This window comes from Bacillus sp. RHFS10, assembly GCF_016757475.1.
Taxonomy (GTDB): domain Bacteria; phylum Bacillota; class Bacilli; order Bacillales; family Bacillaceae; genus Bacillus; species Bacillus subtilis_G.
The window spans coordinates 723,979-744,170 of record NZ_JAESPO010000001.1 but is presented as its reverse complement, the minus strand read 5'-3'; the positions used below and the strand labels follow the sequence as shown (position 1 = coordinate 744,170).

Sequence of the window (20,192 nt, the reverse complement as noted above, 5' to 3'; positions counted from 1 at the left end):
TCCCAACCAACGGTTACAAAGGGAGACACACAGGTAAAAACGGCATATTACGCGTTGTACTTTAACACCTCTTGATGAAAAACAGCCTGATAATCTGCCCATTTCATCCGGCGCTTCATATAATGTCGGAAAGAATACACTTTTGCCCTGCTGTTTGATGAAAACACTTCTTTTAAGTAGAACTGCAAATGGTGATGTAACATAAAGAAATAGTGCTCATCTTCCTTTAATACAGGTATTTCTGTCACTTTCACCTGAATCCCGTCACTGCGTTTGAACTCTAGGCTTTTGAGTAACAAGCTATCAATCCTCTTTTTTTGTTTTTCTTCTATTATATACAATGTCAGCCGGACTGTCTGTCATTTTACGCGGTTGTGCGAAAAAATTAAATCAGCAAATGGAACAAGTCCTCATCCTTATTCACTTCTACATAATGAAACGCTTTTTTGTCCATTCGTTCAATCAGCGGCCCATAGTCAGCCTTGTCCTGCAGCTCGATGCCGACAAGAGCAGGTCCGTTGCTTTTATTATTTTTCTTCGTATACTCAAACCTTGTAATGTCATCATTCGGCCCGAGGACTTCGTCAAGAAATTCGCGGAGTGCCCCCGCTCTTTGCGGAAAATTGACGATAAAATAATGCTGAAGTCCTTCAAAAATCAAGGATCGCTCCTTCATTTCCTGCATCCTTCCGATATCATTATTGCCTCCGCTGACTACGCAAACCACATTTTTGCCTTTTATTTCATTCTTGTACAAATCAAGCGCTGCGACAGATAGAGCACCAGCCGGTTCAGCAACAATCGCACATTCGTTATATAATTCAAGAATGGCTGTACATACTTTCCCTTCAGGAACAAGGAGAATGTCATCCACGACTGATTGCAGTGTCTGGAACGTTTCCTCCCCAATTTTTTTAACAGCCGCTCCATCTACAAATTTATCAATTTTATCCAGCGTGACGACATTCCCGGCTTTGTTTGATTCAAAATAGGATGCCGCCCCTTCCGGCTCAACAGCAATGACCTTTGTTTCAGGAGATACATTTTTTAAATAAGTGCCTACCCCTGAGAGAAGGCCGCCTCCTCCGACACTTGCAAAAAGAAAATGCGGTTCTGTATCAATATCGTTTAAAATTTCGACCGCCAGCGTTCCCTGCCCAGCCATCACATCCGGATCATCAAACGGATGAATAAACGTTCGTGATTCCGCCTCACAGCATTCAACGGCGCTTTTATACGCATCGTCAAACGTATCACCTATCAAAATAATATCGATAAACCCTTTTCCGAACAGTTCAACTTGAGAGACTTTTTGTCTCGGTGTTGTAGACGGCATAAAAATTTTCCCGTGAATGCCAAGATGTTTACATGAGAACGCCACACCTTGAGCGTGGTTTCCGGCACTGGCACATACAATTCCGTTCTCAGTCTGCTCGCTGGAAAGCTGTTTCATTTTATGATAAGCCCCTCTGAGCTTAAAAGATCTGACAACTTGCAAGTCTTCACGTTTCAAATAGATATTGCATTCATATCTCTCAGAAAGTCTGTCATTCCTTTGCAAAGGTGTGTGAATCACAACGTCCTTTACGTTTTGATGAGCCTTCAAAATGTCTTTCACTTGGATGAGAGAATTTTCTTTAAGCAACGGTTTCATGTACAGATTCCTTTCTTGTTTTAAATCCCTATTTAATATGCCATTATAACACGAATATTCAAAAAATAAGACAATTATTTTTATTAAATATTTAAAAAATACAGACCGCGTTCATAATATGCCCTGATAACACCTGCGTCACCAGCATTCAGCAGACCTAAGAAAAAAGATGCTCATAAATAAAAGGTGTTTTGAGGTAAAAGGCATGATATAATAAAACCAATTAGAACCAAAAGGAGCCAATTGATGAATAGCGCACCAATACTCAACACGTTTCATAACCTGATCGGAGAACATCAAACATTCCTGGACGCGAAACGAATCGCCAAGCAGTTCTCATTATCGGAGCTTCCTGTCCTAATAACAGGAAAAATCGGAGCAGGAAAAGATCATTTTGCACAAGCGATACACCAGGAATCCTCGAGAAACAGCGAACCTTTTATTAGCGTCAATTGCAGCATCCATTCAGAAGAAAGCCTTATGCTTGAGCTTTTTGGCCATGACGGTAACACAGGTGCGTTTAAAAAAACGGCACAAGGGACCCTTTTTCTTGATGAAGTTTGGCGCATGCCTGCTTCTGTACAAGCTCAGCTGCTAAAAGCGCTTGATTCAGACACGGAAAAACCGCGAATCATCTGTGCTTCTGCAGGCGAATGCGCGGAACATACATTCAGGCAAGACTTATTTTACAGACTGAATATTTTAACACTCACACTGCCCGAATTGTCTGAACGAAAGAGCGATATACCACTTTTGACACAGTATTTTCTCTCAAACTCCGGCCAGCAATTGTTCATTGATCCCTCAGTCTTTTCGATGCTTGAGCAGCACACATTCGAAGGCAATGTCAGGGAATTAAAAAACGCCGCAGATTATATGGCCGCAGTGTCAAGCGGAGGAACGATTCATTTATATGATGTGCCGCCATACATTAGGGGCCCAATAGACGGAAAAGCATTGAAGAAAAAAGCAAAGCTGCTGACTTTAATGGAAAAAGCTGAGTTTTTGTTTATTTTGGAAACAATAAAAGCGTTAAACGAAAAAGGAGAACCGGCCAGCAGACGGATCATTTCGGAACACAGTAAAAACACCCAAACCTCGTTAACCCCGCAGCAGGTCAGAAGCCGTCTCGATTATTTGGAGAAAAAAGATTATGTCACAAAAAGCCGCGGACGCGCCGGCACTAAAATTACTTTAGAGGGTTTGAGCTTTCTGGAAACGCTGAAAAATCAAATGATCTAGCGATCGAAAGGAGAATGCACTTGTTTACAATCAAAGAAGAGATCGCCAATGCGATAACACACGGCATCGGTGTACTCTTATCCATACCAGCATTAGTATTTCTGATCCTATTTGCGGCTAATTACGGGTCTGCATGGGACATTGTCAGCTTTACAATATTCGGTGTCTCTATGCTGCTGTTATATTTAAGCTCCACACTGCTTCACAGCATCACACATAAAAAGACGAAGGATATTTTGGAGATTATTGATCATAGCGCCATTTATGTACTGATCGCCGGAACCTATACGCCTTTTTTGCTGGGGCCGCTGAAAGGCACACTTGGCTTCACCCTGCTGGTTATCGTATGGTCTCTTGCATTAGGCGGAATCGTTTTTAAAATTTTCTTCGTGAAACGCTTTATACTATTGTCAACCTTCGTGTATTTGATTATGGGATGGCTGATGGTTATAGCGGTTAAACCTTTATACGCTTCGCTGAGCGGAGCGGGATTCAGCCTCCTTTTTCTCGGCGGCATTTTATACTCGGTCGGAACCATCTTTTATATTTGGAAAAAGATCCCCTTCCATCACGCCATATGGCATAGCTTTGTATTAGGCGGAAGCGCTGCGATGTTTTTCTGTGTGCTGTTTTATTGTGTGAAGGTGCCGTTTATTTCGTAACAGAAAAGCGCAGTCTTTGGGACTGCGCTTTTTTATGCACGTAATTGTTTTTCATTTGCTGGTATATAAGCTTTTGAAAATGACAATTCAATGTCTGCTGGTTTTAAGCGTTTAAAAAACGATCCCTTTTGCAGGTCATCTGTTCCTTTCGTTTCCACCATCACCAATGGAAGATGATAGCAGGCCGCAAGTTCAACAGGATCTATAGAACCATCTAATGAAAGAATCAGGCTTTGTCCTTTTTCCAACTGTTTCGTTACATCTTCATATACCTTTTCTGAGTCGCCGTCTGAAATCACATCCATCCGATCTAGCCATTGACCTATTAAAGGAAAGCGAAATCCTTTTGGATTGGCAATAAAGCCGGCCGGTTCCTCAATATACCCAGCAATTAAGGCCAGTTCAGCCAAACGCAAACGGGGATGCACATACAAAACAGGACCGTGCGGTATTGGCTCAGGCTGATGGATCGTCACAATTGAACCGGTGATGCCGACACAGCCTTCCAAAAACGCCTTTGGCTGCTCGTAGACAAGAGTCATCTGTTTTTTGTATGACAGACGGGGGTCAAGCATCCTTTGATTAAATAATTGTTTCATATTTTTTAACAGCATATACACGATATAAATCACTAGCAAGCTGTAGCGAACCAATTAAAATCCTCCCGCTTCAGAAGAATTCTTTTTTTCATACATCAGAAATTCGTAATCGTACGGGTTTTTTTCGTCCTTGATCCCCCGCTCAGAAGAAACCAGCTTCCAATTGGTTTCATCAAATTCGGGGAAGTGGCGGTCACCCTCAAACTTATGATGAATTTTCGTCATATACAGTCTGTCCGCATAAGGAAACAGCGCTGTATAGAGCTGAGCTCCTCCGATCACAAAGCATTCCTCAGAGCCTGAACAAATGTCCAGCACATCCTTTAACGAACTGACAACCGTACATCCCGGAAATTCTGAAGCCGTCGCTGATGTGACGACAATATTTTTCCGGTTTGGAAGCGGACGTCCAATCGATTCAAATGTTTTCCGGCCCATAATGATGGAATGGCCAGAGGTTACTTTTTTAAAGTATGCAAGGTCATTGGGCAAATGCCACGGCAAATCATTGTCTTTGCCGATCAGCCTGTTGGCATCCATCGCAAAAATGAACGAAATCATACGCTGACCGCTCCTTTAATATGAGGATGCGGATCATAATCCTCGATGATAAAGTCCTCAAACGCAAAGTTGAAAATAGAATCAACCTCTCTGGCGAAACGAAGCTTCGGAAGCGGGCGAACATCCCTCGTCAGCTGCAAATTGACCTGTTCAATATGGTTCTGATAAATATGGACATCGCCAAATGTATGAATAAACTCTCCCGGTTCAAGCCCAGTCACATGAGCAATCATCATAGTTAACAGGGCATAAGAACCAATATTAAACGGCACACCAAGAAAAACATCAGCAGAGCGCTGATACAGCTGGCAGGACAGCTTGCCGTCAGACACGTAGAATTGGAACAGACAATGGCACGGCGGCAATGCCATTTTATCAATTTCACCGACATTCCAGGCGCTGACGATTAAGCGTCTGGAGTTCGGATTTGTCTTAATATCTTCAATAAGGCGGGAAATTTGATCAACGGTTTCTCCGTCAGCTCCCCGCCAAGAACGCCATTGGGAACCGTATACAGGTCCGAGTTCACCGTTTTCATCAGCCCACTCATTCCAGATCCGCACTCCGTTTTCCTGCAAATAGCGTACATTGGTATCCCCTTTTAAAAACCAAAGCAACTCATGCGCAATCGATTTAAAGTGGAGTTTTTTTGTTGTCAGCATCGGAAAACCTTCCTGTAAATTAAATCTCATTTGATATCCGAAGGTGCTGACTGTACCGGTCCCTGTCCGGTCTCCCTTTTTTTCGCCATGCTCTAACACATGTCTGCATAAATCCTTGTACTGTTTCATCTTTTCCATCCTTTAAAAGTAGTCTTCTAGTAGTGTAACACAATAAAAAATCATTTCTGAACCCAGAAATGATTTTTTTATCAGTCATCTGACGACAGGCTTTTCGTCCTGTTCTTTTTCTTCATCTTGCAGATCCTGATGCGTATGGGCAATTCTGCTCGCAGCGGCTGCTGCAAGTGCTGCCACGATATCATCCAAAAAGGTATGAATACCGTCCGGGCTTTCATCAAGTTCTTTAATGATTCCAATCTTCTCTTTATCCAAATAACCGAAGTTGGTCAGGCCGATCGACCCGTATACATTAACGATTGAAAGAGGGATAATTTCATCTATGCCGTAAAGCGGTTCATCCGTTTCAACAAGGTGCTGCAGCGGTTCCGGAAGAAGTTTCTGCTCAGCGAGCTGATCAAGCGCAAGGCCTGTTAAAACAGCATGAATAATTTCACGTTTGTTCAGCACTTTTTCTACATTCTCCATACATACACTGAGTGGCAAATTTGGATTGTATTTTTCCTGAAGTTTTTGAACAATCCGCGCAATATCTTCGATCATAACGCCCCGTTTGTTCAGCATATCTTTTGTTATATCGACCATTTCATTCATTGTGTACTTTTTCATGTCTAATGGCATCTCCTTTACGCACTCATCCAGTTGGGAGGCGTGTTGCGGTCCCAGTATATGCTTCCAAGCTCATGATGTGATTGAAATCCATCTTCTGCTGTATGATAATGAAAATTAAACCAGTAGCCGTCATGAGGCGGGTGGTCTCTGCGCACATGAAATCTGATGAGATCTTTTCCAGTCGTCCGATTGTAAACGTTGAAAATTTTTTCCGTTTTGCCCGCTGAAGGCATGCTTGAGATCACAACATCTTGATACGCCTCATCCTCTTGCAATGTCGCCAAATAATCACTAATCACATTTTCGATTTTCGGCATGATCTCTTTCCGATAGTCATCCTCAATGACCGGAGCGATTTTGCTGCCGAATTTCACAAAGGACTGATCCTCAGCGCTGTCAAGGAGCTGTTCCTTGTACGTTTGAAAAAGCAGTTCAGGATTTCGCCTGTCTTCCGACTCATCATCGTACAGGTCATGCCCATCATAAAAAGCGGTGTAATCATTCTGCTCAAGACTGCTCGGCTGTCCGGAGGGCTTGTCCGCCATAAGAGCAGCCGGAGGAGATACGAGCCCGAACGTTACGATGGTAAATAAAACCACAAGGGTCTTTCTCATCCACATTTTCATGATTGCTTATTCCTCTCTATTTTTTTGTTATGTTTCTCTTATTTTAGCACATCCGAAACATGCAAGTCATGTACGATATGAAACTGATATGCAAATTAGGAGATTCGTAACTTTGCGGTTTGTGTATAAAACGCTTACAATATTCTGTGAAAGGAGGCTTTCCACATGATTGACGCTCTGTTTGCCACAGTTTCACTCTTAACATTGTTATACTTTGTCGTCATGGAAGTCACCGATTAACAGAAAGCCCGTGATTCGTCACGGGCTTGTTTTACTTGCGGCTTGAATGACACCATAATGGAACAGCGCTGTTTTTCTTTTGGTGACGTTAAAACCAAACTGTTCAAATCGCGGGCTTTTCCAGTGGTCTTTCAGTACAACGCTTTTTCTGGCAGCGCGCACCGCTTCTTTGATACACCCTTCATTCAAAGCTGAATCCTCCGCAAAGTTCCGTAAAGGCGCGATGCCGTCAGACGTCTCTACAGGCTCATGAAACATTGGATCGAAATATATCACATCAAAAGAGTTGTCAGGAAGCTGCTTGATGTATTCATAGCAATCCCCATTCTTTACTTGGATTCTGCTCATTGCAGCTTGAAGCTCTTCTATGCCCGTTTGCCATGATTGCAGCCCCGTCCTCACCAAAACGGACACGAGATGGTTTTTTTCAATTCCAATCACAGAACCCGTTTCGCCTACTGCCATACTTGCGATAATGGCATCCGAACCCAGCCCGAGTGTGCAATCTAAAAACGTATCTCCTTCCGATAAACCAGCTGCCCGAAGCATCGGTTCCCGCTCGTCCCGTAGGAAGCGTTTAGCTCTGAACATCGCTGTATTCGGATGAAAAAAGAATTTAGCCCCTTGTTTCGTATAAAGTTCAAACCGTTCTTTGCCGACCACAAGCAAATCACGTTCAGCTGACTTCAGCAGGTTTTCAACCGTTTGTTTATTTCGGCCGCAATATGGCATATCAAGCTCTTTAGAAAGCAGTTTTGCGGTTTTCACGGTGTGTTCAGACGGTCTATAGCTTGTTGTTATCATCTTCAGTACTCCCAAAAAGAAAATGCCCGGAAAACGGGCATTTAGCAGTGTGCATCAAAGGCAGCGGTCAAATTTTTCATGATCTCTTCCATATCATGACCTTCGATTTCATGACGCGGAATAAAATGGACGACTTCCTTGCCTTTCAAAAGAGCCATTGACGGTGAAGAAGGCTCCTGTCCAGTAAAATACTCACGCATTTTTACAGTAGCTTCTTTATCTTGGCCCGCAAATACAGTCACTGTATTGTCAGGTGTTTTGTCATGCTGGAGGACTGCCTGTGTTGCCGCAGGACGCGCAAGGCCTGCCGCGCAGCCGCAGACAGAGTTAACGACAACAAGAGTTGTGCCCTCTGCCTTTTCCATAAAGTTTTCTACTTCTTCCGCTGTTGTTAATTCTTCAAAACCTGCTCCAGTCAGCTCGCGGCGCATCGGTACAACAAGCTGGCGCATGTATTCTTCGTAAGCCATTGACATAAAAAAAGCCCCCTCTATTATCCTTCATCTGAAGTAAAGGATACTATAGAGAGGGCCGGATTTCAAATATTCACGCCTTAAAATAGGAGAAAGCGTTCCCCGCTGTCTAGATTTTCATGATACCGCCGGTGTTGGCGCTTGTCACAAGTTTAGAATAACGGGCCAAGTAGCCGGTTTTCACCTTTGGTTCAAAACCTTTCCAATTTGCTTTCCGTTTTTCCCATTCTTCCTCCGGCACTTGTACATCCAAGATGCGTTTTTCAATATCAACAATGATATGGTCTCCGTTTTCAACAAAGGCAAGCGGTCCTCCCTCTGCCGCCTCTGGTGATACGTGGCCAATCGAGAGGCCTCGGGAGGCTCCGGAAAAACGTCCGTCCGTAATTAATGCCACTTTTGGTCCGAGCCCCATTCCAACGATCTGAGATGTAGGGGCAAGCATTTCCGGCATACCAGGTCCGCCTTTTGGCCCTTCGTATCTGATAATGACCACGTCGCCTTCTTTTACTTTACGATTGATAATGCCGTTAAGCGCCTCATCCTGAGACTCAAATACGACAGCCGGCCCTTCGTGTCTCGTAATGCCGTTCTGTACGCCGCCTGTTTTAATGATCGCGCCGTCCGGAGCCAGATTACCGAATAAAACAGCGAGGCCGCCCTTTTCAGTGAATGGTTGATCCAGGGGATGGATGACGTCATAATCCTTTACTTCATGTCCGGCAATGGTTTCTCCGAGTGTTTTCCCTGTAACAGTCAGCGCGTCTAAATGAAGCGCCCCTTCTTTCTTGGAAAGCTCATTCAACGCCGCAGACACACCGCCGGCTTCATGAAGATCTTCAATATACACATCTGATGCTGGCGCCAGTTTGGACAAGTGCGGTACACGCTCGGCAACTTCGTTAATGCGTTCTAAAGAGTATTCCACGCCGGCTTCGTTTGCGATGGCAAGTGTATGGAGAACGGTGTTTGTTGAACCGCCGAGCGCCATATCGAGCGCAAACGCGTTATCAATCGCTTTTTCTGTCACGATATCACGCGGTTTGATATCTTTGCGAATCGTTTCCATTAATTGAGCAGCTGATTTTCTGACAAACTCTTTGCGTTCCGGTGATGTCGCAAGAATGGTTCCGTTACCCGGCAAAGCAAGGCCGAGTGCTTCGGACAGGCAGTTCATTGAATTCGCCGTAAACATGCCTGAGCAAGATCCACACGTCGGGCATCCGAACTGTTCTAATTCTTGAAGTTCGTTTTCGTTGATTTTTCCGGCTTGGAAAGCGCCTACTCCTTCGAAAACTGAGGAAAGAGAGATTTTTTTTCCGTCACTTGTTCTTCCTGCCGCCATCGGCCCGCCGCTGACAAAAATCGTTGGAATGTTGATGCGCATTGCCGCCATAAGCATTCCCGGCGTGATTTTGTCACAGTTCGGAATACAGACCATACCGTCAAACCAGTGCGCGGATACGACCGTTTCCACAGAGTCTGCGATAATTTCACGGCTCGGCAGCGAATACCTCATCCCGATATGCCCCATCGCGATGCCGTCATCTACTCCGATTGTATTAAACTCAAACGGTACGCCCCCAGCTTCTCTGATTGCTTCTTTTACGATTTTCCCAAACTCCTGCAAGTGAACATGACCGGGAACGATATCAATGTATGAATTACAAACCGCAATAAACGGTTTGCCAAAATCCTCTTCTTTTACACCTGCTGCACGGAGCAAACTGCGGTGCGGAGCTCTATCGATTCCTTGTGTGATCATGTTACTGCGTAATTCTGCCATGGTGATCCTCCTAAATACTTTTAATTGTTAGACTGGATTTTATTTTAACAATTTTCAGTTTATTTTCGGGCTGTTTTTGCAAACAGATGACATTCAGGCCGCCCTTGCCTTGATTGTTTCCTTCATGTTTTTATATTTATATAGCTTTCTGTCGATGTAAACCCTCCAACTATTAATATTGTTACTTACTATAAATAGTTTTCGGATATTTTTCAACAATATTCGAAATAATTTTTATAAAAAGTGAATTCACAAAAAAAGATGCAGGATCTGCACCTTTTTCATTCTTTTATTCGCCCTTTTTTCTGCTCTCTGTCATTTGTTTCCAAACAGAACCTTTTGCTTCTTCTCCATGCTCAATACGTTCAAGCGCCATTTTCACTTGAAGGCTGACCTCAAATTCGGGATCATTTTCGGCAGTGCGTAAAGCTTCAATGGCACTTTCATCGCCGACTTCGTACAGGAACATAGCCGCACGCCAGCGGACAAGCTTGCTGGAGTCGCTTAACGACTTGATCATAGCAGGAATGGCTTGAGAGTCGCCGATATCTGACAGGCAGTCTCCTGCCGTTCTTCTGACTGAGACAGCTTTGTCCTCAAGTGCTTTGTATAATAAAGGAAGAACATCGGATGTTTCAATCATTCCTAAATATACGACAGCCTGTCTTCTGATAGACACCTTGGGATCATCCAATGCCTTCTGTAAAACCGGGATATCCTCCTCTTTCGGATCCATCTGCTCCAAATGCGCATAACGCTTTTTCCAGTCCTCATCATCCAGCATGTCAAGCGTTACTTTATACGCTTTGCGCTGTACAGCTTGTTTTGCTTCGCCTTTTCCTTGAACGGCTGCTTCTGTCAGCCGTTTCAGCCGCTCATCACTGTAAGCGGCCTGAATCTCTTCTGTCACGTCATGACCGATTTCATTAAAATCACCGAATCTGACGCCTTGTTCTTTCCAGGTCCGCTCAAACACAACATTTGAAGCTTCAGATCTGAGTTTTAAGATCGCCTGCTGAAAGCGTTCCGGTAACCCGAAGCGCTCTTCCCGCTCCCCATCAGTTAATTTAACCTGCATAGGAATGCCGCTGAACATCTGCACAAAAACTTTCACCTCTCCAAAAGACTCTTGTTCAGAGCGATTTCCCTCTGTATTTTCAGCACTTTCCATCCCAAATGCAGAGCGGACTTGCGGTAAAATGTCTTTCCAATCGTATCTCGCGTTCCGTTCAACAGCCAGAAAATCAGCGACATGATATACGCCTTTAACGCCTTCTATTTTAAGGATTTCCGCTATAACAGGCGGTGCGCCTTCTGCTTGATCCGGTTTATAGTTATTGCTTTTGCCCGCCGGAAGCTCTTCCGTTAAGATGACCTTCATTGTATTGGGACTTGGCGTAGGTTCAATTGATTTTATCTTCATGATCGTCCTCCTATAACATATCTGTGACTTATTCTATCATAGTCGTTCCAAGCCTTCTATTACGACGTTTCGGCATTAATCCCGGGTACGTCTTTTTCTAATTGGCGGACAAACTGAAGCATAAAATCATGTCTTTCTTCTGCCAGTTTCCGTGCGGTGTCTGTATTCATCATATCTTTCAGCCGGAGCAGCTTATGGAAAAAATGAGCGTAGGCGCTTTGATCATTTCCATAAAGGCTGTGCCCTTTTGCGCCCGCAAACATAAAAGCTCTGGCAATCCCTACAGCACCGATGGCATCAAGCCTGTCAGCATCCTGTACGGCTTTTCCCTCAATTGAGTGCGGCTCTATCGCCAGCTTATCCCTATCCCGAAAGGACATTCTTGTGATGATGTGAATCACTATGTCAGCATCCTCTTTTCCAACTCCGAAAAAAACGAGCTGATCATATACTTCGCTCACTGAAAACCTAAACGCGTCAGGCATCTTGACATCAATTAAATCATGAACCAAAGCCGTGATTTCAACTATGAACAATCCGCATTTTCCTTTTCTCCAATATACAAAGCAAGATCTGCAACTCTTGATACATGATGCCAATCGTGTCCAGAGCTTTCGCCGGTCAGCACAGACTGGACCCATGCCCTGATTTGCTCTATCCGCTTCAATTCCTTCACAAAAACACCCTCTTTATTGCCCTAACAGCTTCACGATAACGTCTTCCAGCTCTTTCGGATTTGTATTCGGAGAATAGCGGCCAATGATTTCTCCGTTTCTGTCCACTATAAACTTCGTGAAATTCCACTTGATTGCCTTAGTTCCCAGCATCCCTTTCGCATGCTCTGTCAAATACACAAACAGCGGGTGGGCGTTTTTTCCGTTTACTTCTACTTTTGAAAACATAGGAAACGTAACACCGTAATTTGTTTCGCAAAATTCTTGTATATCTGCCTCATCACCAGGCTCCTGGCTCATAAATTGATTGCAGGGGAACCCTAAGATCTCCAGTCCCTCCTGCCGATATGTATCATATAACTCCTGAAGCTGTTTCAATTGCGGCGAAAAGCCGCATTTGCTCGCTGTATTCACGATCATCAATACCTTTCCGGCAAAAGGCTGAAGTGTCATCTCTTTTCCTGTTATTGTACGTACCTTCATATGATATATAGACATGTAAGTCCCTCCTATGTCACTGCTGCTGATTATTTTACCGTTTTTATATCTCAATTCAAAATAAACATCTTTTATCAGAACTTATAAGAGCAAAGTCAAATAAACCTGATATGCCGACTGTATATTGCAAAGGAGTGGCTTGTGTTCAAAATAATGTTATATACACATGCGTGCTGCTTTTGTTATCTTAACCATTTCTATAAAACATGACAGTTCCCTTCTGGGATAAATAATCGAAAAAGCATTTTCCAGTGAAACCAAAAGGCGTATCTATGCGTTTTATTTAAAGAGTTTTCTGTTGTTTCCCCCTCAAACACTAATAGATAGATTGAAAATTGGCGTGAAAATTCCTATAATGAAGAAAATTAAACGGGGAAATAATGGAGGTGGCACGTTGCCTATTAATATACCAACACACCTGCCGGCAAAACAGGTGCTTGAGAGTGAACATATATTTGTAATGGATGAAAGCAGAGCATTTCACCAGGATATCCGGCCGCAAAAAATTATCATATTGAATTTGATGCCGAAAAAAATCCAAACAGAGACACAACTTCTCAGATTGCTTGGAAATTCGCCTTTACAGGTTCATTTTACATTCTTAATCCCAAGCACACACACGCCGAAAAATACTGCAAGAGAACATCTTGACGAATTTTATACGACTTTTTCCAATATCCGTCACAAGAAGTTTGACGGCATGATTATCACCGGTGCGCCGATCGAGCATTTGGCGTTTGAAGATGTTTCATATTGGGAAGAGCTCAAAGAGATCATGGAGTGGAGCAAAACGAATGTCACTTCAACCTTGCATATATGCTGGGGCGCTCAAGCAGGTTTATATTACCATTATGGTGTGAAAAAAATTGAAATGCCGAAAAAAATCTTCGGTGTGTTCGAACATACAGTACTTTCAAAACATGAAAGATTGGTAAGAGGTTTTGACGAGCTATACTACGTGCCGCATTCCCGGCATACAGATATAAATATGGAACAGCTTCAAGCAGTGACTGAGTTGAATATTCTTGCCGCATCTAAGGAAGCTGGGGTGTGCTTAATTGTGTCAAAAGACGAAAAACAAGTCTTTTTAACAGGGCACCCTGAATATGATACAAATACGCTTCTTCAAGAATATGAAAGAGATCTGGAACGCAACCTTTCTGGTGTCGAGGCGCCTAAACATTATTTCGCTGAAGACAGCAAAGAGCCCGTGAATCGCTGGAAAGCGCATGCGACACTATTGTTTATGAACTGGCTGAATTATTACGTTTACCAAGAAACTCCTTATGAATGGGACTAATTTTTCTATTTTAGTGATACGCTGAGCAAAAAATATGATAAAATACATCTGATTCAGTCTGCGTATAACAAAAATTAAAAATACTGGAATCCAAATCTTTTAAAATTAGCTTAATTTTTTCACTGCATTAATAATTCGATTATGTATTTGTGTTATGTTTATGTATAGACAATAACTCCTTACGATGCATGAAGCTTGCTTGTTGTTGATTACATTGAGGTGAATTTACTTGAATACCAATAAAAGAGTATTAATTTTGACTGCAAATTACGGAAATGGGCATGTGCAGGTAGCCAAAACGCTTTATGAGCAATGTGTTCGGCTCGGCTTTCAGCATGTAACCGTTTCTAATTTGTACCAAGAGTCAAATCCGATTGTTTCAGAGGTAACTCAGTACCTTTATTTAAAAAGCTTCTCAATCGGGAAACAGTTTTATCGTTTGTTTTATTACGGAGTTGACAAAATCTATAATAAACGTAAATTTAATATTTACTTTAAAATGGGGAATAAACGATTGGGCGAACTTGTCGATGAACATCAGCCCGATATTATTATTAATACATTTCCGATGATCGTCGTACCGGAATACAGACGCCGAACAGGAAGAGTCATTCCTACCTTCAACGTGATGACTGATTTTTGCCTTCATAAAATTTGGGTTCATGAAAACGTGGATAAATATTATGTGGCGACAGATTATGTGAAGGAAAAACTGCTGGAGATCGGCACTCATCCAAGCAACGTAAAAATCACTGGAATTCCAATCAGGCCGCAATTTGAAGAATCCCTGCCGGCGGAGCCGTTATATCAAAAGTACAATCTTTCACCAAACAAAAAAGTGCTTCTGATCATGGCAGGCGCACACGGTGTATTAAAAAACGTAAAAGAGCTGTGCGAAAACCTTGTCAAAGATGACCATGTGCAAGTGGTTGTCGTGTGCGGGAAAAATACGGCTTTAAAAGAATCTTTAAGTACGCTTGAAGCAGAAAACGGTGACAAATTAAAAGTTCTTGGCTATGTGGAGCGCATTGATGAGCTGTTCCGGATCACAGATTGCATGATTACAAAACCTGGCGGCATTACTTTGACAGAAGCAACTGCCATCGGTGTGCCTGTCATTCTGTACAAACCCGTGCCCGGCCAGGAAAAAGAAAATGCGAACTACTTTGAAGATCGCGGAGCTGCCATCGTCGTGAACCGTCACGAAGAGATTCTCGAGTCAGTCACTTCCCTTCTCGCAGATGAAGATACCTTACAGCGCATGAAGAAAAACATTAAGGACCTTCATTTAACAAACTCCTCTGAAGTGATTTTAGAGGATATCCTGAAGGAATCAGAAATGATGATGACAGCTAAACAAAGAGCCAAAGCGCTATCGTAATGATGTTCATAGAGAGCACGCGAAAATCGCGTGCTCTTTTTATTTTATTCACCTATTTATAAGAGCGGTTACATTTTTTTGTGAAACTTTCCCTTCTTTTTAAAAATAAGCAGTTTCGGAACTTGACGGGGTGCTCCCAGATGGTGTATAGTTGAACCATCATTTAACAATGAATCAAAGTTAAATGGTGACAAAATTTTTTTTAGCACACGGGTGCTACAGTACTAGGAGGAATTAAGCAATATGCAAAACGGTAAAGTAAAATGGTTCAACAACGAAAAAGGATTCGGCTTCATTGAAGTTGAAGGCGGAGACGATGTATTTGTTCACTTCACAGCTATCGAAGGAGACGGATACAAATCATTAGAAGAAGGACAAGAAGTTTCTTTTGAAATTGTCGAAGGTAATCGTGGACCTCAAGCTTCTAATGTTGTAAAACTCTAAACTCAATACATGATGACAAATAGAGGAGAGGCAAATGCCTCTCCTATTTGATTTTCATCTGAATTTCAATGGCCAAAATATTTTGTTTGCACCTCTGTTCAATCTCTTCGACATGTTTTTCCATTGACGGCTTCCCTTTTTTCGCGATATCCGCGAGTTCTTCTAAATCACTGTATATTTCTATAAATGTTTTGTGAAGGATCGACCTCAAGTCTTTATCATCCATAGCTTCGTTCCCCTTCTCTGCCAAGATACCTCAAATAGTAAAACAGTCCTATTTATTCTGGTTCAATAGTTATATCGGCTTATTTTTCATTTTATTTTCTATTTTGGTACATAAATTTCAAAAAACCTCTGCAAAATAATTGCGGAGGTGTTTTTTATGACATCAGAATTTCATGAAGAGGAGCAGACTGGCTTTACGGATAAGCGGCAGCTGGAACTAGCGGTGGAAACAGCTCAGAAAACGACAGGAGCTGCGACGAGAGGCCAAAGTAAAACATTAGTCGATTCCGCATACCAAGCCATTGAGGATGCAAGAGAACTATCACAATCTGAAGAACTGGCAGCTCTCGATGATCCTGAATTTGTAGAGCAGCAACAGCAGCTGCTGGATGATAGCCAGCATCAGCTGGATGAATTCAAAGAATAAAAACCGCAGCTTCTGCGGTTTTTATTCTTTAGTGATTGGTTAAGACATCGCCGTATGCTTTCAGCTTTTCACCTACTGTACATTTATTAATACAAAATGAATGTGCATAAGTTTTGCCAAAATCTTTACGAAACTGTTTCTTAATAAAACAGTCCTTGCAATATTCATCTTGCAGTTCTGTCAGTTCTTTAAAGATCATTTTCTTATCCAATATCGTCATCTCCGTTACGGTCTAATTTCGTATGGCTTTCTACGAATTGATGGGATAGAATTTTTTTAGCGAGTCCGTCAGCTTCCTGGTTGTCTTTCCGCTGTATGGTTTCGTAAGTTGGAGTGAGCTTCAGCGATTCAAGGAGTGCTTCTATTTTGTCCAGCCATTCATTATGAGACGGATCATAGCAAGGCCAGCTGCCGTCAAGCTGATTCAGCACAACAAGCGAGTCCCCTTTGATTGTAATTGAATTTCTGCTAGCCCCAATCTCTCTTACTTCTCTTATTGCTTCATAAAGCGCCGCGTATTCAGCTTCATTATTGGTTTTCAGCCGGAAGCTTTTATTTTTTCTCAAGCGATGCCGGCTTCCTCCCAATGAATAATAAATGACGATTCCGAGTCCTGCCAGTTCGCTTTCCTTATCGAAACTGCCGTCAAAATAAACAGTAATGTCATCAGGCTCTTGAGCAAGCTCCTCTGTCAGCTTTTCCAATTCCTTCAGCGTCCAGCTGCCGCCTTTCTCGTCTTCGAACTCGAGCTCTTTCATATATGGAAAACGGCCTAGTTCTCTGGCGAGCATACGTGCCTGTTGAGCAGTCAGCCAGTCTTCGCCTAAAAATGAGACGGATCCCGTCCCTTTTGCTTCTATCTTCATCTGCGGTCTGAGCTTCATTATGATCACCTTACCATTCATTAGTTGCCGGGCATGTGCTATAATCAAACCAATCTTATCCCGGAAAGGAAGCTTTTTCATTTTGTTTAACAATTCATTTTGGATCATTTTTGCGATCATTCATTTTATCATTGTTCTTTTATTTTATAAAGGATTTGGCAAAATGGGACTGTTTGTTTGGATTGGTTTTGCGACAGTTTGTGCCAACCTTCAAGTCGTCAAAACAGTCGAACTGTTTGGCTTAACAGCAACGCTCGGGAATGTGATGTACGGCACAATCTTTTTTGCGACAGATGTGCTGAATGAGAAATACGGTCCGGCGGAAGCCAGAAAAGCGGTATGGCTCGGATTCTCAACGCTCCTGACGCTGACATTTGTCATGCAGGGCGTGCTGCTTTTCGAACCGGCTTCCAGCGACATATCGCAAACAGCGCTGGAAACGATTTTCGGATTCCTTCCGCGAGTCGCGTTAGGAAGTCTGCTTGCCTTTATCTTCAGCCAAACGCTGGATGTTTATGTATATTCGTCAATTAGAAGGATATTTCCTTCTGATCGGCTTTTATGGCTCAGAAATGGCGGCAGTACAGCAGTCAGCCAGCTGTTTGATACATTGATATTTACTGGTGTCGCTTTTTTCGGCGTTTATCCGGCAGGAATTTGGCTTCATATTTTCATTTCCACATATTTGATTAAGTTTGCGGTATCTTTGATTTCACTGCCTTATGCTTATGCAGCAAAAAGAATGGTACCGAATGATGAGAGGAGTTCATAATGCCTACAGAAATTTATGTAGACGGTGCAAGCGCCGGTAATCCCGGACCATCCGGCATCGGCATTTTTATCAAACATGAAGGACAAGCAGAGTTTTTCTCTATTCCAATCGGAATGCATACAAATCAGGAAGCGGAATTTCTTGCTTTAATTGAAGGGATGAAGCTTTGTGTAAAGCGCGGGTATCAATCTGTTTCCTTTCGCACCGATTCAGATATTGTGGAACGAGCCGCTGAGCTTGAAAAGGTTAAAAATAAAACGTTTCACCCGTATGTGGAAGAAATCATCCGATTAAAAGCGGCCTTCCCTCTTTTTTTCATCAAATGGATACCGGGAAAGCAAAACCAAAAAGCCGATCAGCTGGCAAAAGAAGCGATTCGGCTGAATGATAAGAATTAAAACTCGATCATTTGTTCATCCTAATGTGGAGGTGAACAAACATGAAAAAGAAAGATAAAGGCCGGCTGACCGGCGGTGTAACTCCTCAAGGCGACCTGGAAGGCAATACACATACTGACCCTAAAACAGAGCTTGAGGAAAGAGCCAAAAAAAGCAATACAAAACGCTAGAGAAGATCTACACGATCTCTCTAGCGTTCAGCTTTTCAAGCATACGTTCAATTCCTTTGATTTGGTGGCGGCGAAGCATGCCAGCCGCCTGCTCCATTTGCAGTGTAAATAGAGCGTCTTTCAGCGTGCAGGCCAGCGGCACCGAGCAATGAATTTCCGCAAGCTTCCTGGACATCTCTAAATCGCTCAAACCTTGCTGAATTTTCCCCTGCTGCCCCTTGGGAAGAAGAGAAAGATTTTCTAATAAACGGTCAATCGTTTCGTATTCACGAATCAGTTTATAGGCTGTTTTTTCTCCAATCCCTTTAACGCCAGGATAGTTATCACTAGAATCACCCATAAGCGCTTTAATATCAATCAAAGCTTTCGGAAGAACGCCTGTTTCTTCATAAAAAGTCTCTTTTGTATAAACTTTATAATTTCCGATTCCTTTTTGGAGCAGGGCCACACTCACTTCATCCGTTAACAGCTGAAGTAAATCTCTGTCTCCTGTTACGATCGTAATGTCAGCTTCATTTGCATACAAAGCGGCAAGTGTTCCGATACAATCATCTGCTTCATAACCGGCAAAGCCGATATTCATGATACCAAGCTCAGCGGCCGCTTCCTTTGCCAAATCAAACTGCGGGATCAGCTCCACAGGCGGTGCGTTGCGGTTCGCCTTATAATCTTGGAACAAGTCATTTCGGTACGTTTTGCTTCCCATGTCCCAACAGCAGACGACGTGTGTCGGCTGGAATGTTTCCACCGCTGTAATCAAGTGCTTTAAAAATCCGTTGACACCGTTCGTTGGCACCCCGCTGTCATTTATCATAAAGTTGCGGTGCACGGCCGTGGCAAAAAACGCTCGAAATAACAGAGCCATGCCGTCAACAAGCAATAGTTTATTATGATTCATAAGATAACTCCCTTTTCTTTCATTCCTTCTATATTACCATAAAGCAGTGCAAATAAAAAACAGCATCTCTTCGATTAGAGATACTGTTTTGTGTATCATCAGTCGTTGTGTCTTTTGTTGCTGGCGATCAGCTTTTCAGCTTCGCGTCCTGCGTAAGAGTCAAAATGGGTTTGAAATCCATTTTTCTTTTTGGCATTGTTATTCGCCTGTGCGTTTCTGTTTCCCAGCTTTGTTCTGCCCAACATGAATCCCCCTTTACGTCGGATACATATAGTATATGCTTTTGCAGGGTATTCACTCGCGACAGGATCATCCAGCTTACATACGGCTTACGTATTCTCCGACCATTTCTTTAGATACAAGGCGTCTTGTCGGCACGATGCCCTGTTTGGCAAGCTGATTCATTTGCTCGGTAACTTCATTAATCGCGTCTGTAGTAAAAGGCTCATCGTTTTTGCATTTTGAAACCGCTTCTTCAATGGCCATTTCACGCATGTTTTCAAGACGCATAAATGTTTTGATATGCTCGTGCTGTTTTGATGAATGTGCTGAAATTGCTTTATGTACCTCTGACATGAATCCTTCATCTCGCTTTTTTCTATTTAGTCTATCATGACTTGAAATACAATCCAACTAAAT

At 42.7% G+C, this 20,192-nt stretch carries 27 protein-coding genes and 2 pseudogenes; 10 read left to right on the top strand and 19 right to left on the bottom strand.

Going from position 1 to position 20,192, the window contains the following annotated elements; all coding sequences use genetic code 11:
• Positions 1-47: 47 nt before the first annotated feature.
• Both JMN17_RS03985 and ilvA read right to left on the bottom strand, forming a co-directional pair.
• Positions 48-299, bottom strand: a complete 252-nt coding sequence (locus JMN17_RS03985) for a DUF2535 family protein (RefSeq protein WP_087990460.1) — start codon at positions 297-299, stop codon at positions 48-50.
• Between the two features lie 86 nt (positions 300-385).
• A complete protein-coding gene (gene ilvA / locus JMN17_RS03980) occupies positions 386-1,654 on the bottom strand; it encodes a threonine ammonia-lyase IlvA (protein WP_202327463.1) in 1,269 nt (422 codons plus the stop codon).
• A gap of 246 nt (positions 1,655-1,900) precedes the next feature.
• Here ilvA and JMN17_RS03975 point away from each other — a divergent pair, with 246 nt between their 5' ends.
• Positions 1,901-2,896 (top strand): sigma 54-interacting transcriptional regulator, encoded by a 996-nt coding sequence (locus JMN17_RS03975; protein WP_087990462.1) that lies wholly within the window; start codon positions 1,901-1,903, stop codon positions 2,894-2,896.
• A gap of 20 nt (positions 2,897-2,916) precedes the next feature.
• The gene (gene trhA, locus JMN17_RS03970; RefSeq protein WP_087990463.1) at positions 2,917-3,558 is read left to right on the top strand and encodes a PAQR family membrane homeostasis protein TrhA; all 642 of its coding nucleotides are present in this window, start codon (positions 2,917-2,919) and stop codon (positions 3,556-3,558) included.
• Between the two features lie 32 nt (positions 3,559-3,590).
• Here the strand turns inward: trhA and JMN17_RS03965 are convergent, their stop codons facing one another.
• The 11 genes and pseudogenes from JMN17_RS03965 to JMN17_RS03915 all read right to left on the bottom strand — a co-directional run bounded on the left by JMN17_RS03965 (position 3,591) and on the right by JMN17_RS03915 (position 12,654).
• Positions 3,591-4,211 carry a hypothetical protein gene (locus tag JMN17_RS03965; RefSeq protein ID WP_087990464.1) on the bottom strand — a complete coding sequence of 207 codons (621 nt, stop codon included), beginning with the start codon at positions 4,209-4,211 and terminating at the stop codon, positions 3,591-3,593.
• Positions 4,212-4,718, bottom strand: a complete 507-nt coding sequence (gene dfrA / locus JMN17_RS03960) for a dihydrofolate reductase DfrA (RefSeq protein ID WP_087990465.1) — start codon at positions 4,716-4,718, stop codon at positions 4,212-4,214. It abuts the gene before it with no gap.
• On the bottom strand, positions 4,715-5,509 hold the full coding sequence (locus JMN17_RS03955; RefSeq protein ID WP_087990466.1) for a thymidylate synthase: 795 nt from the start codon (positions 5,507-5,509) through the stop codon (positions 4,715-4,717). Before JMN17_RS03955 ends, dfrA begins: the two co-directional genes overlap by 4 nt.
• Positions 5,510-5,593: 84 nt before the next feature.
• Positions 5,594-6,127, bottom strand: a complete 534-nt coding sequence (locus JMN17_RS03950) for a phosphatidylglycerophosphatase A family protein (protein WP_087990467.1) — start codon at positions 6,125-6,127, stop codon at positions 5,594-5,596.
• Positions 6,128-6,144: 17 nt separating this feature from the next.
• Positions 6,145-6,756, bottom strand: coding sequence for a YpjP family protein (locus JMN17_RS03945; RefSeq protein WP_087990468.1), 612 nt, complete (start codon positions 6,754-6,756; stop codon positions 6,145-6,147).
• A 258-nt stretch (positions 6,757-7,014) separates the two neighbouring features.
• Entirely contained in the window at positions 7,015-7,800 is a 786-nt protein-coding gene (locus JMN17_RS03940; protein ID WP_202327461.1) for a class I SAM-dependent methyltransferase, read from the bottom strand.
• A 41-nt stretch (positions 7,801-7,841) separates the two neighbouring features.
• Positions 7,842-8,276, bottom strand: coding sequence for a bacilliredoxin BrxA (gene brxA, locus JMN17_RS03935; protein WP_148961540.1), 435 nt, complete (start codon positions 8,274-8,276; stop codon positions 7,842-7,844).
• Positions 8,277-8,382: 106 nt separating this feature from the next.
• Positions 8,383-10,059: a dihydroxy-acid dehydratase gene (gene ilvD, locus JMN17_RS03930; protein WP_087990471.1), complete on the bottom strand. Its 1,677-nt coding sequence runs from the start codon at positions 10,057-10,059 to the stop codon at positions 8,383-8,385.
• 289 nt (positions 10,060-10,348) lie between these two features.
• Positions 10,349-11,482 (bottom strand): conserved virulence factor C family protein, encoded by a 1,134-nt coding sequence (locus JMN17_RS03925; RefSeq protein ID WP_202327459.1) that lies wholly within the window; start codon positions 11,480-11,482, stop codon positions 10,349-10,351.
• 59 nt (positions 11,483-11,541) lie between these two features.
• Positions 11,542-12,158, bottom strand: a pseudogene (locus JMN17_RS03920) (HD domain-containing protein).
• Between the two features lie 13 nt (positions 12,159-12,171).
• Complete coding sequence (locus JMN17_RS03915) at positions 12,172-12,654, bottom strand: glutathione peroxidase (protein ID WP_148961536.1); 483 nt, start codon at positions 12,652-12,654, stop codon at positions 12,172-12,174.
• A gap of 394 nt (positions 12,655-13,048) precedes the next feature.
• Between JMN17_RS03915 and metA the strand changes: the two genes are divergently transcribed.
• From metA to cspD, 4 genes and pseudogenes are all read left to right on the top strand, one after another.
• Positions 13,049-13,954, top strand: coding sequence for a homoserine O-acetyltransferase MetA (metA, locus tag JMN17_RS03910; protein WP_202327457.1), 906 nt, complete (start codon positions 13,049-13,051; stop codon positions 13,952-13,954).
• A 229-nt stretch (positions 13,955-14,183) separates the two neighbouring features.
• A complete protein-coding gene (locus tag JMN17_RS03905) occupies positions 14,184-15,335 on the top strand; it encodes a diglucosyl diacylglycerol synthase (RefSeq protein ID WP_087990476.1) in 1,152 nt (383 codons plus the stop codon).
• Between the two features lie 80 nt (positions 15,336-15,415).
• Positions 15,416-15,563: pseudogene (locus tag JMN17_RS03900) on the top strand (hypothetical protein).
• 15 nt (positions 15,564-15,578) lie between these two features.
• Positions 15,579-15,779: a cold-shock protein CspD gene (gene cspD, locus JMN17_RS03895; protein ID WP_003230776.1), complete on the top strand. Its 201-nt coding sequence runs from the start codon at positions 15,579-15,581 to the stop codon at positions 15,777-15,779.
• 43 nt (positions 15,780-15,822) lie between these two features.
• Here the strand turns inward: cspD and degR are convergent, their stop codons facing one another.
• Complete coding sequence (gene degR, locus JMN17_RS03890; RefSeq protein ID WP_010327956.1) at positions 15,823-16,005, bottom strand: transcriptional regulator DegR; 183 nt, start codon at positions 16,003-16,005, stop codon at positions 15,823-15,825.
• Positions 16,006-16,161: 156 nt separating this feature from the next.
• Between degR and JMN17_RS03885 the strand changes: the two genes are divergently transcribed.
• Complete coding sequence (locus JMN17_RS03885) at positions 16,162-16,431, top strand: DUF2564 family protein (protein WP_087990477.1); 270 nt, start codon at positions 16,162-16,164, stop codon at positions 16,429-16,431.
• A 28-nt stretch (positions 16,432-16,459) separates the two neighbouring features.
• On the opposite strand, the gene JMN17_RS03880 is transcribed toward JMN17_RS03885, so the two are convergent.
• Both JMN17_RS03880 and JMN17_RS03875 read right to left on the bottom strand, forming a co-directional pair.
• Entirely contained in the window at positions 16,460-16,642 is a 183-nt protein-coding gene (locus JMN17_RS03880) for a zinc-finger domain-containing protein (protein WP_087990478.1), read from the bottom strand.
• Complete coding sequence (locus tag JMN17_RS03875) at positions 16,635-17,315, bottom strand: ribonuclease H family protein (RefSeq protein WP_087990479.1); 681 nt, start codon at positions 17,313-17,315, stop codon at positions 16,635-16,637. The genes JMN17_RS03880 and JMN17_RS03875 overlap by 8 nt, the downstream gene beginning before the upstream one ends.
• A gap of 82 nt (positions 17,316-17,397) precedes the next feature.
• Here JMN17_RS03875 and JMN17_RS03870 point away from each other — a divergent pair, with 82 nt between their 5' ends.
• Genes JMN17_RS03870 through sspL form a run of 3 tightly spaced genes read left to right on the top strand, consistent with a single transcriptional unit; the run spans position 17,398 to position 18,655 of the window.
• Positions 17,398-18,087: a queuosine precursor transporter gene (locus JMN17_RS03870; protein ID WP_087990480.1), complete on the top strand. Its 690-nt coding sequence runs from the start codon at positions 17,398-17,400 to the stop codon at positions 18,085-18,087.
• The gene (locus JMN17_RS03865) at positions 18,087-18,485 is read left to right on the top strand and encodes a reverse transcriptase-like protein (RefSeq protein WP_202327455.1); all 399 of its coding nucleotides are present in this window, start codon (positions 18,087-18,089) and stop codon (positions 18,483-18,485) included. Before JMN17_RS03870 ends, JMN17_RS03865 begins: the two co-directional genes overlap by 1 nt.
• A 41-nt stretch (positions 18,486-18,526) precedes the next feature.
• On the top strand, positions 18,527-18,655 hold the full coding sequence (gene sspL, locus JMN17_RS03860; RefSeq protein WP_010327950.1) for a small, acid-soluble spore protein L: 129 nt from the start codon (positions 18,527-18,529) through the stop codon (positions 18,653-18,655).
• Positions 18,656-18,662: 7 nt separating this feature from the next.
• Here sspL and exnP read toward each other — a convergent pair whose 3' ends face one another.
• The 3 genes from exnP to JMN17_RS03845 form a co-directional block, all read right to left on the bottom strand.
• Entirely contained in the window at positions 18,663-19,553 is an 891-nt protein-coding gene (gene exnP, locus JMN17_RS03855; RefSeq protein ID WP_202327453.1) for a 5'-3' exonuclease ExnP, read from the bottom strand.
• A 98-nt stretch (positions 19,554-19,651) separates the two neighbouring features.
• Entirely contained in the window at positions 19,652-19,798 is a 147-nt protein-coding gene (locus JMN17_RS03850) for a hypothetical protein (protein WP_003230761.1), read from the bottom strand.
• A gap of 73 nt (positions 19,799-19,871) precedes the next feature.
• Entirely contained in the window at positions 19,872-20,129 is a 258-nt protein-coding gene (locus JMN17_RS03845; RefSeq protein ID WP_087990483.1) for a YpbS family protein, read from the bottom strand.
• Positions 20,130-20,192: the final 63 nt, after the last annotated feature.